We start from the raw sequence: 15134 nt of genomic DNA, 5'->3' as shown, positions 1-15134 counted from the left end.
CTCACGCCGGCCACAACCCGCCAATCGCAGCGATACCCTGCCCACCGTGGCGACGGGCTTCGGCGATATGGCCGGCGACCATCCCACCCAACGCGTAGATCGGCAGCGACACCTGCGCGCGCAGCGCGGCGAAGGCCTCCCAGCCCAGCGGCACTGCCCCGGGGTGGCTGGCCGTGGCCTGCACCGGGCCGAGCACCACGAAGTCGCAGCCCAGCCGCTGCGCCGCCTGCAGCTGCTCCAGGTCGTGGCAGGACGCGGCGACAAGCTGCCCTTCCGGCAAGGGCCGTTCCTGCAGGTCCTGCAGCTGCTCGCTGCCCAGGTGCACACCCACGCCCAGTGCGCGTGCCAGCGCGACATCGCGGTTGATCAGCCATTGCACGCCGCGACGATGCGCGCGCACGACCTGTTCGATCATTGCCTGCCGTTGCGGGTGTTCCGGTGGCAGGCGCAGCTGGATGCGCTGCTGGCCCGCCGCGACCGCGCGCTGCAGGCAGTCATGCCAGTGCTGCACGCCGCTGGCATCGTCAGCCGGCGCCGGCGTGATCAGGTAGCGGTCCGGTTGGCGCAGTGCGGCCACCACCGGCAGGTCGGCCGGCGGCATCGAATAGCGGCCCAGCTTGTCCTGCGCCACCCAGGTGATCGCCTGGCCTTCGCGGCCGCGCGGGGTGCCCTTCCAGCTGCGCACATGGCGCACTTCCAGGGTCAGGTGCTTGTCCGGATAGCGCTGCGGCACGTCCATCAGCCAGGGCCCGACATCGGCCTCGATGCCCAGCTCTTCGCGCAGTTCACGCGCCAGCGCCTGTTCGGAGGTCTCGCCGGATTCGCGCTTGCCGCCGGGGAACTCCCACAGGCCGGCCATGTCGCGGTTCTCGGTACGGCGGTTGAGCAGCACGCGGCCACGGGCGTCGGTGATGACGGCGGCCACGACGTGGATCGATCGGGTGGGGGAAGGCATGGGGGAAGCATGCCCAGAACAGTGCGGCCGGCGCAATCACGGATCCTGTGCAACTCCCCCCGCAACAAACGAAAAGCCCCGCTTTCGCGGGGCTCTTCGGGATCAGCTCAGCTGGCCGTGGCAGTGCTTGTACTTCTTGCCACTGCCGCACGGGCACGGATCGTTGCGGCCGATCTTCGGCTCGTCGCGCTGCATCTGCGCGACGCCCTGCTGGGCAGCCTGCACCTGCGCAGCTTCCTCGTCGGCACTGTAGCCGCCCGCATCCTGGTGCTGGAACTGCGACTGGCTCAGGCGAGCCTGCGCCTGCTGCCGCTCGGCGGCCTCCAGGGCCTGCACTTCCTCGTCGCTGCGGATACGCACGCGGGCCAGCAGGGTCACCACTTCGCGCTTGACGTTCTCCAGCATGTCCGAGAACAGCTCGAAGGCTTCCTTCTTGTATTCCTGCTTGGGCTGTTTCTGCGCGTAACCACGCAGGTAGATGCCCTGGCGCAGGTAATCCATGCGCGCCAGGTGCTCCTTCCAGCTCTGGTCCAGCACGGTCAGCATCACGTGCTTCTCCAGCGCGCGCATGGTCTCTTCGCCCAGGCTGGCTTCCTTCTCGGCGAAGTGCTGGTTGACGCGCTCCTGGACCTTGCTGGCGATGGCCTCGGCGTCCAGTTCCTCATGCTGCTTGACCAGGTCGGTCAGCGACATCTGCAGGCCGAAGTCCGACTCCAGGGTCGCTTCCAGGCCACGCAGGTCCCACTGCTCGTCGATCGAGTTCGGCGGCACGAAGCGCGCAACGATGTCGAAGATCACGTCGTCACGGATGCCGTCGACGTTGTCCTTCACCGATTCGGCGTCCAGCAGCTCGTCGCGCTGGGCGTAGATCACCTTGCGCTGATCGTTGTTGACGTCGTCGAAGTCCAGCAGGTTCTTGCGGATGTCGAAGTTGTGGGCCTCGACCTTGCGCTGCGCCTTTTCGATCTGGCGGCTGACCAGGCGGTCCTCGATGACGTCGTCTTCCTTCATGCCCATCATGCGCATGGCCTTCTGCACCCAGTCGGAGGCGAAGATGCGCATCAGGTTGTCTTCCAGCGACAGGTAGAAGCGGGACGAACCCGGGTCACCCTGGCGGCCCGAACGGCCGCGCAGCTGGTTGTCGATACGACGCGACTCGTGGCGCTCGGTGCCGACGATATGCAGGCCGCCAGCGGCCTTCACTGCATCGTGGCGCTTCTGCCATTCGGCCTTGACTGCCGCCTTCTGCTCGTCGGTTGCGTCCTCGCCCAGAGCGTGGATCTCGGCTTCCAGCGAGCCGCCCAGCACGATGTCGGTACCACGACCGGCCATGTTGGTGGCGATGGTCACCGCCGCCGGGCGGCCCGCGTTGGCGACGATGGTCGCTTCGCGGTCATGCTGCTTGGCGTTGAGCACTTCGTGCTTCACGCCGGCCTTGCTCAGGTGCTCGGACAGCATTTCCGAGGTTTCGATCGAGGTGGTACCCACCAGCACCGGCTGGCCGCGCTTGGCGCACTCTTCGATGTCGGCCAGTACCGCATTGAACTTGCCCTTGCGGTTGAGGAACACCTGGTCCGGGCTGTCCTTGCGGATGGTCGGGCGGTTGGTCGGGATCACCACCACTTCCAGGCCATAGATGCTCTGGAACTCGAACGCTTCGGTATCGGCCGTACCGGTCATGCCGGACAGCTTCTTGTACATGCGGAACAGGTTCTGGAAGGTGATGCTCGCCAGCGTCTGGTTCTCGCGCTGCACCGGCACGCCTTCCTTCGCTTCCACCGCCTGGTGCAGGCCATCGGACCAGCGGCGGCCGGCCAGGGTACGGCCGGTGAATTCGTCGACGATGACCACCTCGCCATCGCGCACGATGTAGTCCACGTCACGCTGGTAGATCGCGTGCGCGCGCAGGGCGGCGTTGAGGTGGTGCACCACGGTCAGGTTCTGCGCCGCGTACAGGCCTTCGGTCTCGCCATCGAGGATGCCGGCCTCGACCAGCAGCTGCTCGGCGTGCTCCATGCCCGCTTCGGACAGGTGCACCTGCTTGCCCTTCTCGTCGACCCAGAAATCGCCTTCGCCGTCTTCCGCTTCCTGCTTGACCAGGTGCGGCACGACACGGTTGACGCGGATGTACAGCTCCGGGGAATCATCGGCCGGACCGGAGATGATCAGCGGGGTGCGCGCTTCGTCGATCAGGATGGAGTCGACTTCGTCGACGATGGCGTAGTGCAGGCCGCGCTGGTAGCGGTCGGCCTTGGACAGCGCCATGTTGTCGCGCAGGTAGTCGAAACCGAATTCGTTGTTGGTGCCGTAGGTGATGTCCGCGGCGTAGGCTTCGCGCTTGTCGCTGTGCGGCATGCCCGGGTACACCACGCCCACGCTCAGGCCCAGCCAGTTGTACAGCTTGCCCATCTGCGCGGCGTCGCGGCGGGCCAGGTAGTCGTTCACGGTGACCACGTGCACGCCCTTGCCTTCCAGCGCGTTGAGGTACACCGGCAGGGTCGCCACCAGGGTCTTGCCTTCACCGGTGCGCATTTCTGCGATCTTGCCCAGGTGAAGCACCATGCCGCCGATCAGCTGCACGTCGTAGTGGCGCATGCCCAGCACGCGGCGACCGGCTTCGCGGCAGACCGCGAACGCTTCCGGCAGCACCTTGTCCAGGGCTTCACCGCCAGCAATGCGCTGCTTGAACTCCGGCGTCTTGGCCTGAAGCTGCTCGTCGGACAGCTTCTCGATCTCCGGCTCCAGCGCATTGATCTTGGCGACGATGCGGTTGAGCTGGCGCAGCTGTCGTTCGTTACGACTGCCAAATACGCGGGTAAGCAGGCTGTTGATCATTGAAGGAACCGGGTTGGATGGACACGACGCCCGGCCTCCCCCTGGGGATCCGTCCGCCGCAAACGAAACAGGGCGCCTGGCGCCCTGTCGATGGCAACACCCATTGTAGCTTGGGACGGCCCCAAGGGGTTTCAACCCTTTGGCGGCAATGGCATCCGAACATTCCCGGTAGTGCCGGCCGCTGGCCGGCAATCCGCGATGCTGCCGAAATCCATGAGGTTGCCGGCCAGCGGCCGGCACTACCAGATCAACCACATCGGGTCAGAGCCCTTCCGCAGCGCGGAAGGGATCCGACCCGCGCATCAGCCGCGGCTGACGCGGCCGACCGGCGTGTTGCCGCCGTCGCCGAGGAACTTGCGCGGGTTGACCACGTTGCCGTTCTCCCACACCTCGAAGTGCACGTGGGCACCGGTCGAACGGCCGGTGGAACCGGCCTTGGCCACTTCCTGGCCGGCACGGACCAGGTCGCCGGCCTTCACCACCAGGCGCGAATTGTGCGCGTAGCGGGTGACATAGCCATTGCCATGGTCGACATCGACGACATTTCCGTAGCCGCCCTTCACGCCGGCGAAGCTGACCACGCCCTCGGCCACGGCCATCACCGGGTCACCGACCTTTGCGTGGAAGTCCATGCCCTTGTGGGTGGCGGCGCCGCGGCCGAACGGGTCGGCACGGGTGCCGAAGCCGGAGGTCACGTAGCTGTTGCGGATCGGCATGCGCGACGGCACGGCGTTCTGCTGCAGCTGGTGGTCGAACATCAGCGATTCCATCACCGACAGCTGGCGGCCTGAAGCAGCGAAGCGCTGCTCCAGCACCTGTAAGTCGGCGTTGACGTCCTTGACCGGGATGTCGCTGGTCGGGCCGCCTGCGTCACCGTCACCGAGGCCGGGGGTCTCGTTGAAGTCGAACTCGCCGTCCTCCAGCTTGCCCATCTGGGTCAGCCGTTCGCCGAGGGCGTTGAGGCGGGTCGCCTGGGCCTGCAGCTCGCCGAGGCGAGCCGCCAGCGCATTGACCTGGGTCTGCGCATCGCGCTTGACCTTGGCCAGCTCCGCATCCTGGCGCTCGACCTTGGCCTGCAGCCGGGAATCATTCAGCGCGCTGGCGCCAATGCCGCCAGCAAGGCCGATAATGCAGCCTAACCCGAGCACGCTGCCCAGCAGGGCGCGGGGGCGGTCCTCGAAATAGAACCGCAAACGCGTGATCGGCGACGATTTGGCCTGTCCTTCACGCGTTTTGATTACGATCTTTTTGAATGCCATCAGTGAGTTTTCATGTCTGAGCCGAAATCCAGCGTTCGCCCCGCGTCGGCACCGAAACCGGCGCTGGATGCGGTAATGGCGGACAAAAGCGGGAACCCGCTGCGGCGTGCCCTGTGGCTCGACGCGCTGGACCGTCAGTTGCGCCCCCAGTTGCCGCCACCTCTGCGCAGCCGTTGCCGGCTGGCCAATGTGGACGGGGAACACCTCGTTTTTCTCGTCGAGTCCCCGGTCTGGCATGCCAAGTTGCGGCTTGCCGAAGCCCAGCTGCTCGACGCGGCCCGTTCCATCGGGCTGAAGGCCACCAGGGTGACCATCAAGACTGCGTCTCCCACTCCCACGCGCTCCCCAGCGCTCGACAACCGGAATGGACCCCACGCAGTTTCAGCCGCCACGCACAAAGGGCTACGCGACGCCTTGGCTTGCCTGCAGGACGTTCCCTCGAAGCCGAAGAAACGGTCCTGATGGCAACGGAGCATCCGGCTCCGCTCCCCGTCGCGCGTGTCACCACGGCGTGAAACATTTCGGGGGCCGGGTCGCATCCTAGCGGCCATCCGGGGGCCTGTCGTTAGATTGTTGTTAAAACTTCGTTAAATTCAGGCTTCTGATCCAACAGGTTCACAAAACCGTGACCTTGAACCAGCCTTGACGTCTTTCAAGCACGCTGAATGCGTCGCCAACGCCGGAAACAACAACGCCGCCCAGGAAGGCGGCGTTTTTATCTTTAAATTCAACAACCTATGGAATCAGGCGTACGCCGGGGTGGCGTATTCCACCGGATCCGGGGTGGCCGGCGAGTCGAAGCTGACCCATTCCCAGGCACTGGCATCGGCCATCAGGGCCCGCACCAGCTTGTTGTTGAGCGCGTGGCCGGACTTGAAGCCTTCGTAGGCACCCAACACCTGGCCACCGGCCAGATAGAGGTCGCCGATGGCGTCAAGGATCTTGTGGCGCACGAATTCGTCGGCGTAGCGCAAGCCGTCTTCGTTGAGCACGCGGAACTCGTCCAGCACGATGGCGTTGTCCATCGAACCGCCCAGGCCCAGGTTGCGCTCGCGCATGTACTCCAGGTCGCGCATGAAACCAAAGGTGCGCGCGCGGGAGATTTCCTTGGTGTAGGCCAGCGTCGAGAACTCGATTTCCTGGCGCGACTGCTTGGCCGGAATCATCGGGTGGTTGAACTGGATGGTGAAACCCAGCTTGTAACCCTCGTACGGAGTGAAGCGGGCCAACTTGTCGCCCTCGGTCACTTCCACGGTCTTCAGCACGCGGATGAAGCGCTTGGGCGCATCCTGTTCCACGATGCCTGCCGACTGCAGCAGGAACACGAACGGGCCGGCCGAACCGTCCATGATCGGCAGCTCGGCCGAGGACAGCTCGACGATGATGTTGTCCACACCCAGGCCGGCCAGCGCCGACATCAGGTGTTCGACGGTCTGGATCTTGGCGTCGTTGCAGGTCAGGCCGGTGCACAGGGTCACTTCGGTGACCAGTTCGGCCTTGGCCGGCACTTCCACCACCGGGTCCAGGTCCACGCGGCGGAACACGATGCCATGGTTGACCGGTGCCGGGCGCAGGGTCATGTAGACCTTGTCACCACTATGCAGGCCAACGCCGGTGGCGCGGATCGTGTTCTTGAGGGTGCGTTGCTGGATCATGGGGATGGACCGGAAGTGACACATTAGATTAACACGCGCACTCCCCTACCCTGGCTGAAACGCCAGTGACAGCCACCGGCAGGACACACCGGCACGCCGCTGGGAAAGCGCGTGAAGCGGGGCGGCCGGGCCCATCCTGGCCCGGCGCCCGCATTTTCAGGACATGGTGGCGCAACCCGGGGAGGACAACCCCGGGCCGCCCCGCTTAGTCCGCCTGGCGGCGCAGGAAGGCCGGGATGTCCAGGTAGTCGTTCGGCAGTTCCGCCGCTGCCGGGGCCGAAGCCGCCGGGGCCGACGGGGCCGACGCCGCCGCGGTATCGCTGCTGGCGCGACGCAGGCCCAGGCCCATGCCGCCCACGGCCTTGGACACGGCGTCGCCGCCGTTGTCGAACTCGCCGAACTCCGGCTGGCCGGTGGTGGCGTTGCGGACCAGCTTGATCGGTGCACGCTCGCCAGGACGCTGGGTCTTGCTGGCCGAGACGCGGTTCAGGCCAGTGGCCACCACGGTCACGCGCACTTCGTCCTGCATGTCCGGGTCCAGCACGGTGCCGACCACGACGGTGGCGTCTTCCGAAGCGAAACCGTCGATGGTGCGGCCGATCTCGTCGAACTCGGCCATGGTGAAGTCGGCGCCGGCGGTGATGTTGACCAGGATGCCGTTGGCACCGGCCAGGTTCACATCGTCCAGCAGCGGGTTCTGGATCGCCGATTCGGCAGCGGCCTGGGCGCGGTCATCGCCCCGTGCGGTGCCGGTACCCATCATCGCCAGGCCCATTTCGGACATGACGGTGCGCACGTCGGCGAAGTCGACGTTGATCAGGCCCGGACGCACGATCAGGTCGGCGATGCCCTGCACGGCGCCCTGCAGCACGTCGTTGGCGGCGCGGAAGGCCTGGATCATGGTCGCGTTGCGACCCAGCACGGTGATCAGCTTCTCGTTCGGGATCGTGATCAGCGAGTCGCAGTGCTGGCTCAGTTCCTCGATGCCCTTCAGCGCCACCTGCATGCGGCGACGGCCTTCGAACGGGAACGGCTTGGTGACCACGGCCACGGTCAGGATGCCCATTTCCTTGGCCAGCTGCGCCACCACCGGCGCAGCGCCGGTGCCGGTGCCGCCGCCCATGCCGGCGGTGATGAACACCATGTCCGCGCCCTGCAGCGCGTCCATGATGCGCTCACGGTCTTCCAGCGCGGCCTGGCGGCCGACTTCCGGGTTCGCGCCTGCACCCAGGCCCTTGGTCACGTTGGTACCCAGCTGCAGCTGCAGCTTGGCACCACAATTCTTGATGGCCTGCGAGTCGGTGTTGGCGGTGATGAACTCCACGCCGTCCACCGCCGAGTTGACCATGTGCGCCACGGCATTGCCGCCGCCGCCGCCCACGCCAACCACCTTGATCACCGCATTGGGTGCCATCTTTTCGATCAGTTCAAAATGCGCCATGTCCGTGTCCTCGTTGTATCCGCTTGTCGGTGGCATGGACGGTCGGGCCTCCTGCCTTCGCGTGTCATGTTGCCGTTGCGGCTGTGTGGGTTGTGTAGTGCGTTGTTGCGTTGTGATGCGGGTACTGCGGGTGTTGCGCCGGGCTGGGCCCGGAGTTACGGGTTCCGCGTCAGAACTCGCCGCGGAACCAGGTCTTGAGTTTCTTGAACATGCTTCCAGCGCGCCCGGTCGGCAGCGACGGCCGCCGCGGGTGCTCGATCTGGCTGCCCATCAGCAGCAGGCCCACGCCGGTGGCGTGCACCGGGTTGCCGACCACTTCGCCCAGGCCGGTGACGTGCTGCGGGATGCCCACGCGCACCGGCATCTGCAGCATTTCCTCGGCCAGTTCGACCACGCCCTCCATCTTCGACGCGCCACCGGTCAGCACCATGCCGGCGCGCACCAGTTCCTCGAAGCCGGAGCGGCGCAGTTCGGCCTGCACCATCTCGAAGATCTCCTCGTAGCGGCCCTGCACGGCCTGCGCCAGCGAGTGGCGCGGCATGCGGCGCGGCGGCCGGTCGCCGACCGACGGCACCTGGATGCTCTCCTCGGCCGTGGCCAGTTGGGCCAGGGCGCAGGCATAGCGCACCTTGATCTGCTCGGCTTCCGGGGTCGGCGTGCGCAGCATGTGCGCGATGTCGTTGGTCACGTGGTCGCCGGCGATCGGCAGCGAGGCGGTGTGGCAGATCGCGCCCTGCACGAACACCGCGATGTCGGTGGTACCGGCGCCCATGTCGACCAGCACCACGCCCAGCTCGCGCTCGTCGGCGGTCAGCACCGCCACGCTGGAGGCCAGCGAGGACAGCACCAGGTCGTCCACCTGCAGGCCGCAGCGCTGCACGCACTTGCTGATGTTGGCCGCCGCCGACTGCGCGCACACCACCAGGTGCGCATGTACCTCCAGGCGCACGCCGGTCATGCCGACCGGGTTGCGGATGCCCTCCTGCGAATCGTCCAGCACGTACTCGCGCGGAATCGCGTGCAGGATCTTCTGGTCGGCCGGGATCGCCACCGCCTTGGCTGCGTCGAGCACGCGATCCAGGTCGCCCCAGGTCACTTCACCGTCGCGGATCGGCACGATGCCCGGCGAGTTCTTGCACTGCACGTGGTTGCCGGAGATCGAGGCGTACACCGAACGGATCTCGCAGCCGGCCATCAGCTCGGCTTCTTCCACCGCACGCTGGATCGACTGCACGGTCGATTCGATGTCCACCACCACGCCACGCTTCAGCCCGCGCGATTCGTGCGAGCCGATGCCGATCACTTCGATCGGGTTGCCCGGCGAATACTCGCCCACCAGCGCCACCACCTTGGAGGTGCCAATGTCCAGGCCAACGATCAGCGATTTGTCACCCTTGCGATTCATGTCCTTTCCTGCGTGCTTCTGGCCGGGGTCGCCGGCGTTTTCGCCGGCGTGGCCGGGGTACCCCAGCTCAGCGTGAAACCATTGGTGTAACGGAGGTCGGCGCGCTCGATCGGCGCGTCCTGGCGGTTGAGCTGCGGCAGCACCTTGACGAAGCGCTGCATGCGCGAGCGCGCGTCGTCACGGCCGACCACCACTTCGGTGCCGTTGCTCAGCACCAGCGACCAGCTGCCGCGAGCATCCATCGTCACCCGGCGCACGTCGACGCCGGCCGGTGCGAACAAGGCACGCGAGTCGCTGTACAGCTTCATCACTTCCTGGGTCTGGCTGTCCGGGCCATCCAGCTCCGGCAGTTCCAGGTCGGACAGTTTCTTCGGCGTGGGGAACAGCTTGCCCTGCTCGGAGACCAGGCGGTCGTTGCCCCAGCGTGCGAACGGCTTGTGCTCGACCAGGGTCACTTCCAGCACATCCGGCCACTGCTTGCGTACCTGCGCGCTTTCCACCCACGGCAGCTTTTCCAGGGCATCCTGCGCATCCTGCAGCTTGACCGCGAAGAACCCGGCGCGCGCGTACGGCAGCAGCACCTGCTGCAGCTGCTCGGCCGGTACCCGCTTGAACTCGCCATGCACGCGCAGCTTCGCCAGCGGCCAGCGCTCGGCGCCGACCCAGCCATTGACCACGGCCACCACCGGCAGTGCAACCACCGACAGTGCCAACAGCCAGACGAAGATGCGCAGCAGCGCGTTCATGCGTGCGTGGCCTCCAGGGTCTGTTCCAGCACGCGCCACACCAGTTCCTCGAAACCGATGCCGGCCTGGCGGGCCGCCTTGGGTACCAGCGAATGGCTGGTCATGCCCGGCGCGGTGTTCACTTCCAGCAGGAAGAAACGGCCGCTGGCGCGGTCACGCATCACGTCCACGCGGCCCCAGCCACGGCAGCCGGCGGCGCGGAATGCGGCCAGCGCGATGCGGCGGATCTCGTCTTCGTCGCTACCGTCCAGGCCCGGGCACAGGTACTGGGTGTCCTCGGCGATGTACTTGGCGTTGTAGTCGTACCACTGGCCCTTGGGCACGATGCGGATCGACGGCAGGGCAACGTCGCCAAGGATGGCCACGGTCAGCTCATCGCCCACCACCATCTGTTCCATCAGCAACTGGCCGTCGTAGCGCGCGGCCAGGGCCACGGCCTCGTCCAGGCCGGCCTCGTCGGTGACCCGGCTGATGCCCACGCTGGAGCCTTCGTTGGCCGGCTTCACCACCACCGGCAGGCCCAGCTCTGCCGCCAGTGCATGCACCGTGGACGCGTCGACCTTCCGGTACTGCGGCGTTGGCAGGCCCAGCGACAGCCACACCTGCTTGGTGCGGATCTTGTCCATGCTCAGCGCCGAACCCAGCACGTCCGAGCCGGTGTACGGCACGCCGAAGGCGTCCATCAGGCCCTGCACGATGCCGTCCTCACCGCCACCGTTGTGGCCATGCAGGATGTTGAACACGCGGTCGATGCCACCGGCGGCGAGCGCGCTGGCCAGCGCCGGAATGCCATCGACGGCGAACGCATCGACGCCGCGCGACTGCAGGGCTTCGAGCACGTTGCGGCCCGAATCCAGCGACACCTCGCGTTCGCTGGAACTGCCGCCGAGCAGCACGGCGACGCGGCCGAACACGGCCGGGTCAGTCACGCGCAGCGGCGGGAAAGTCAGCGCGCTCACGCCTGGCCCTCCCCCAGGAAGCCTTCCACCGCGATATGGGCGGCCACGGCACCGATATCGCCGGCCCCCATCATCAGCAGCAGGTCACCGTCCTGCAGCACGTCCGGCAGCACGCTGGCCAGCTCGGCGGCCTTGCCCACCACCACCGGCTCGCTGCGGCCACGCGCGCGGATGGCGCGGGCCAGCGCATGCGAGTCGGCACCGGCAATGGGTTCCTCACCGGCCGGATAGACCTCGCTCAGCACCAGCGCGTCGACGCTGGACAGCACCGCGGCAAACTTGTCGAACTGGTCACGGGTGCGGCTGTAGCGGTGCGGCTGGAAGGCCACCACCAGGCGCTTGTCAGCCCAGCCGCCGCGGGCGGCGGCGAACACCGCCTCCAGCTCGCTCGGGTGATGGCCGTAGTCGTCGATGATGCGCACCTTGGCACCGCTGGCGGTGGTCACTTCGCCCAGGTCATTGAAGCGGCGGCCGACACCGGCGAAGCCTTCCAGCGCGCGCGCGATGGCGTCCGGCGCCACGCCCAGCTGCCAGCCCACCGCGGCGGCGGCCAGCGCGTTGAGTACGTTGTGCCTGCCCGGCAGCGCCAGCACCACTTCCTGGCTGGTGCCCTGCGGCAGGCGCAGCGTGAAGCGCATGCGCGATCCTTCCTGCACCACGTTCTCGGCGCGCACGTCGGCCTGCGGGCTCATGCCGTAGCTCATCACGTGGCGCGGGGTCCTGGCAGCCAGCGCGGCCACTTCCGGATCGTCGATGCACAGCACCGCCAGGCCGTAGAACGGCAGGCGCTGCAGGAATTCGGCGAACGCCGCCTGCACGCGGGCAAAGTCGTTGCCGTAGTTCTCCAGGTGGTCCGCATCGATGTTGGTGATGATCGACATCAGCGGGTTCAGGCGCAGGAAGCTGCCATCGCTTTCGTCGGCCTCGGCCACCAGCCACTGCCCACCGCCCAGTTTGGCGTTGGCACCGGCAGCCAGCAGCTGGCCACCGATCACGAACGTCGGGTCCAGGCCACCTTCGCTCAGCACCGCCGCAGTCAGGCTGGTGGTGGTGGTCTTGCCATGGGTACCGGCCACGGCAATGCCGCGGCGGAAGCGCATCAGCTCGGCCAGCATCGCCGCGCGCGGCATGATCGGAATGCGCTGGCTGCGCGCTTCCATCAGCTCCGGGTTGTCCTCGCGGATGGCGCTGGAGACCACCACGCAGTCGGTGCCCAGCACATTGGCTGCCGAGTGGCCGCGCATGATGCGCGCTCCCAGGCTGGCCAGGCGGCGGGTTGCCACGTTGTCGGCGTTGTCCGAGCCGGACACTTCGTAGCCCAGCGTCAGCATCACTTCGGCGATGCCACTCATGCCGGTGCCACCGATGCCGACGAAATGCACGCGGGGGAACGCGCGCACCAGGTCGTTGGTGTCGTGCAGGCGACGGATCATGCGCGGCCTCGCGCAGGGCAGGCGCGGTTGCATGCCTTCTTCATACAGCTTCCTCGAGAATGATATCGGCGATGCGCTCGGCGGCATCGACCTTGGCCAGGGCACGCGCGGCTTGCGCCATCTGCATGCGGCGGGCGGGATTTTCGGACAGATCGCGCAGCAGTGCGGCAATGCCGTCGGCCAGCGTTCCGTCCTGCTTCAGCAACACCGCCGCGCCGCGCTCGACCAGGTACTCCGCATTGCGGGTCTGGTGATCGTCGACGGCAGCAGGGAATGGCACCAGCACGCTGCCGACGCCGGCCGCGCACAGCTCGGCCAGGGTCGACGCACCGGAGCGGCACACGACCAGATCGGCCCAGGCGAAGGCCTCGGCCATGTCGGCGATGAACGGGGTGATTTCAGCCTGCACGCCGGCCTTGGCATACGCCTCGACCGCCTCGGCATGCATTTTCTCGCCGCTCTGGTGGCGCACCTGGACCGGCACGCCGGCACCCAGCGCGGCAATCGCCTGCGGCACGCCGGCATTGAGTGCGCGCGCCCCCTGGCTGCCGCCCACCACCAGCACGCGCAGCGGGCCGTTGCGGTCGGCGAAGCGCTGTTCCGGCGGAGCGATGGCGGCGATCTCCGCACGCACCGGGTTGCCGACGAACTCCTCGCGCTGGGCGAAGGTGCCCGGGAAGCCGGTCAGCAGCCGGCGCGCATAGCGCGACAGGATGCGGTTGGTCAGGCCGGGTGCACGGTTCTGCTCATGCACGATCAGCGGCAGGCCATGCAGGCGCGTGGCCATGCCACCCGGGCCGGAGGCGAAGCCACCGAAGGCCACCACCGCACGCGGCTGGCGCGTGCGGATGATCATGCCGGCCGCGCGCAGCGCGCGCATCAGCCGCCATGGCGCCGCCAGCAGCGCCAGCTTGCCCTTGCCGCGCAGGCCGGTAATCGCCAGCGTGTCGATGGCGATGTCGTGCTGCGGCACCAGGCGGGTTTCCATCGCGCCTTCGGCGCCCATCCAGGTGACCGGCACGCCACGCTCGCGCAGCACGCGGGCCACGGCCAGGCCGGGGAAGATGTGACCGCCGGTACCACCGGCCAGGATCATCACCGGGCGCACCTTCTCGTTGGCTGCACTCATGACAGCCTCCCGAAGGTCGGTTCGATGCGCGACTGCAGGCGGCTGGTGCCGCGCGCTGCGTTCGCCGCAGCGGCAGCCGTCGGCTCGGCGCTCGCCGGCACGCTGGCGGCCACCGGCGTGGCGGCGGCGTCCATCGGCTCGGCAGCCGTTTCTTCGGCGCCACCGATGCGCACGGCCTGGCGACGCTCGGCGCGCTTGAGCTCATAGGACACGCGCAGCAGCAGGCCCATCGCCACGCAGGTCATCAGCACCGACGAGCCGCCGGAGGAGATCAGCGGCAGAGTCAGGCCCTTGGTCGGCAGGATACCCAGGTTCACGCCGATCGAAACGAAGGTCTGCATGCTGATCCACAGGCCGATGCCGAAGGCGATGTAGCCGGAGAAGTGGCGCTTCATTTCCACGCAGCGCATGCCCAGCCAGAAGGTACGGCCGACCAGCAGCGCGTACAGCGCCACGATCACGCAGGTACCCAGGAAACCGAATTCCTCAGCGGTGACCGAGAAGATGAAGTCGGTATGCGCTTCCGGCAGGTAGTAGAGCTTCTGCACCGAATTGCCCAGGCCGACGCCGGTCCACTCGCCACGGCCCACCGCCATCAGCGCGTTGGACAGCTGGTAGCCGTCGCCCTGCTGGTCGGCCCACGGGTCCAGGAACGAGGTGATGCGGCGCATGCGGTACGGCTCGATGATCGCCAGCGCGCTCATGCCGACCAGGCCGATGACCACCGGCATCGACATGCGCGGCATGTTCACCCCGCCCAGCACCAGCATGCCGGCGGTGATCGCCAGCAGCAGGGTCGAAGAACCAAAGTCCGGCTGCAGCAGCAGCAGCACCACCAGCGCACCGGCCACGCCCAGCGGCTTGAGCATCGCCGGCCAGGTCGCATTGACCTCGTCGCGGAAGCGCACCAGGTAGCTGGACAGCCAGACGATGTACAGCACCTTCACCGCCTCGACCGTCTGGAACTTGGAGATGCCCAGGTTGATCCAGCGGCGTGCGCCGTTGACCGTGCTGCCCAGGCCCGGCGCGAACACCGCCAGCAGCAGCACGAAGCAGCCCAGCAGCAGCATCTGGTTGTACTGCTCGATGGACTTCAGCTCGGTGCGGGCGGCGATGACCGCCAGCACGATACCCACCGCCAGGAAGATCAGGTGGCGGTTGAGGTAGTAGAACGGGCTGCTCATCAAGGCGATCGAGCTGGACGCCACCATCACCACGCCCACGCCGGTAAGCGCGATGATCGCGCCCAGCAGCCACTTGTCGTAGCTGCCTTCGATGGCTTCAAGGCGTGTTGCCTGGCGGGACAGGTCGTTCATC

11 protein-coding genes and 1 pseudogene are annotated in these 15134 nt (G+C 67.2%); 1 reads left to right on the top strand and 11 read right to left on the bottom strand.

Annotation, left to right across the window (positions count from 1 at the left end):
- Position 1 precedes the first annotated feature (1 nt).
- The 3 genes from AC5P7X_RS10165 to AC5P7X_RS10155 all read right to left on the bottom strand — a co-directional run bounded on the left by AC5P7X_RS10165 (position 2) and on the right by AC5P7X_RS10155 (position 5049).
- Positions 2-955: a Nudix family hydrolase gene (locus AC5P7X_RS10165; protein ID WP_329843124.1), complete on the bottom strand. Its 954-nt coding sequence runs from the start codon at positions 953-955 to the stop codon at positions 2-4.
- A 102-nt stretch (positions 956-1057) separates the two neighbouring features.
- Positions 1058-3790 carry a preprotein translocase subunit SecA gene (secA, locus tag AC5P7X_RS10160; protein WP_005415301.1) on the bottom strand — a complete coding sequence of 911 codons (2733 nt, stop codon included), beginning with the start codon at positions 3788-3790 and terminating at the stop codon, positions 1058-1060.
- A 302-nt stretch (positions 3791-4092) separates the two neighbouring features.
- Positions 4093-5049 (bottom strand): M23 family metallopeptidase, encoded by a 957-nt coding sequence (locus AC5P7X_RS10155; RefSeq protein ID WP_070489883.1) that lies wholly within the window; start codon positions 5047-5049, stop codon positions 4093-4095.
- A gap of 12 nt (positions 5050-5061) precedes the next feature.
- Between AC5P7X_RS10155 and AC5P7X_RS10150 the strand changes: the two genes are divergently transcribed.
- Positions 5062-5511, top strand: a complete 450-nt coding sequence (locus AC5P7X_RS10150; RefSeq protein WP_049413132.1) for a DciA family protein — start codon at positions 5062-5064, stop codon at positions 5509-5511.
- Positions 5512-5792: 281 nt separating this feature from the next.
- Here AC5P7X_RS10150 and lpxC read toward each other — a convergent pair whose 3' ends face one another.
- The 8 genes and pseudogenes from lpxC to ftsW form a co-directional block, all read right to left on the bottom strand.
- Positions 5793-6704, bottom strand: coding sequence for a UDP-3-O-acyl-N-acetylglucosamine deacetylase (lpxC, locus tag AC5P7X_RS10145; RefSeq protein ID WP_495214775.1), 912 nt, complete (start codon positions 6702-6704; stop codon positions 5793-5795).
- 205 nt (positions 6705-6909) lie between these two features.
- Positions 6910-8145 carry a cell division protein FtsZ gene (ftsZ, locus tag AC5P7X_RS10140; protein WP_005415297.1) on the bottom strand — a complete coding sequence of 412 codons (1236 nt, stop codon included), beginning with the start codon at positions 8143-8145 and terminating at the stop codon, positions 6910-6912.
- Between the two features lie 169 nt (positions 8146-8314).
- On the bottom strand, positions 8315-9550 hold the full coding sequence (ftsA, locus tag AC5P7X_RS10135) for a cell division protein FtsA (protein ID WP_005408083.1): 1236 nt from the start codon (positions 9548-9550) through the stop codon (positions 8315-8317).
- A 68-nt stretch (positions 9551-9618) separates the two neighbouring features.
- A pseudogene (locus AC5P7X_RS10130) lies at positions 9619-10296 on the bottom strand (cell division protein FtsQ/DivIB); the annotation flags it as partial.
- Positions 10293-11255 carry a D-alanine--D-alanine ligase gene (locus tag AC5P7X_RS10125; protein WP_005415295.1) on the bottom strand — a complete coding sequence of 321 codons (963 nt, stop codon included), beginning with the start codon at positions 11253-11255 and terminating at the stop codon, positions 10293-10295. The gene AC5P7X_RS10125 and the pseudogene AC5P7X_RS10130, both read right to left, overlap by 4 nt.
- Positions 11252-12688: a UDP-N-acetylmuramate--L-alanine ligase gene (gene murC, locus AC5P7X_RS10120; protein ID WP_329843130.1), complete on the bottom strand. Its 1437-nt coding sequence runs from the start codon at positions 12686-12688 to the stop codon at positions 11252-11254. Before murC ends, AC5P7X_RS10125 begins: the two co-directional genes overlap by 4 nt.
- A gap of 40 nt (positions 12689-12728) precedes the next feature.
- Positions 12729-13817 (bottom strand): undecaprenyldiphospho-muramoylpentapeptide beta-N-acetylglucosaminyltransferase, encoded by a 1089-nt coding sequence (gene murG, locus AC5P7X_RS10115; RefSeq protein ID WP_329843132.1) that lies wholly within the window; start codon positions 13815-13817, stop codon positions 12729-12731.
- On the bottom strand, positions 13814-15133 hold the full coding sequence (gene ftsW / locus AC5P7X_RS10110; RefSeq protein WP_005415292.1) for a putative lipid II flippase FtsW: 1320 nt from the start codon (positions 15131-15133) through the stop codon (positions 13814-13816). The genes murG and ftsW overlap by 4 nt, the downstream gene beginning before the upstream one ends.
- Position 15134 lies beyond the last annotated feature (1 nt).

This window comes from Stenotrophomonas sp. YJH_SMC_53 (genome assembly GCF_059369995.1).
Note: the sequence above shows the minus strand (reverse complement) of the source record. Positions and strands in the feature narration are given on the sequence as shown.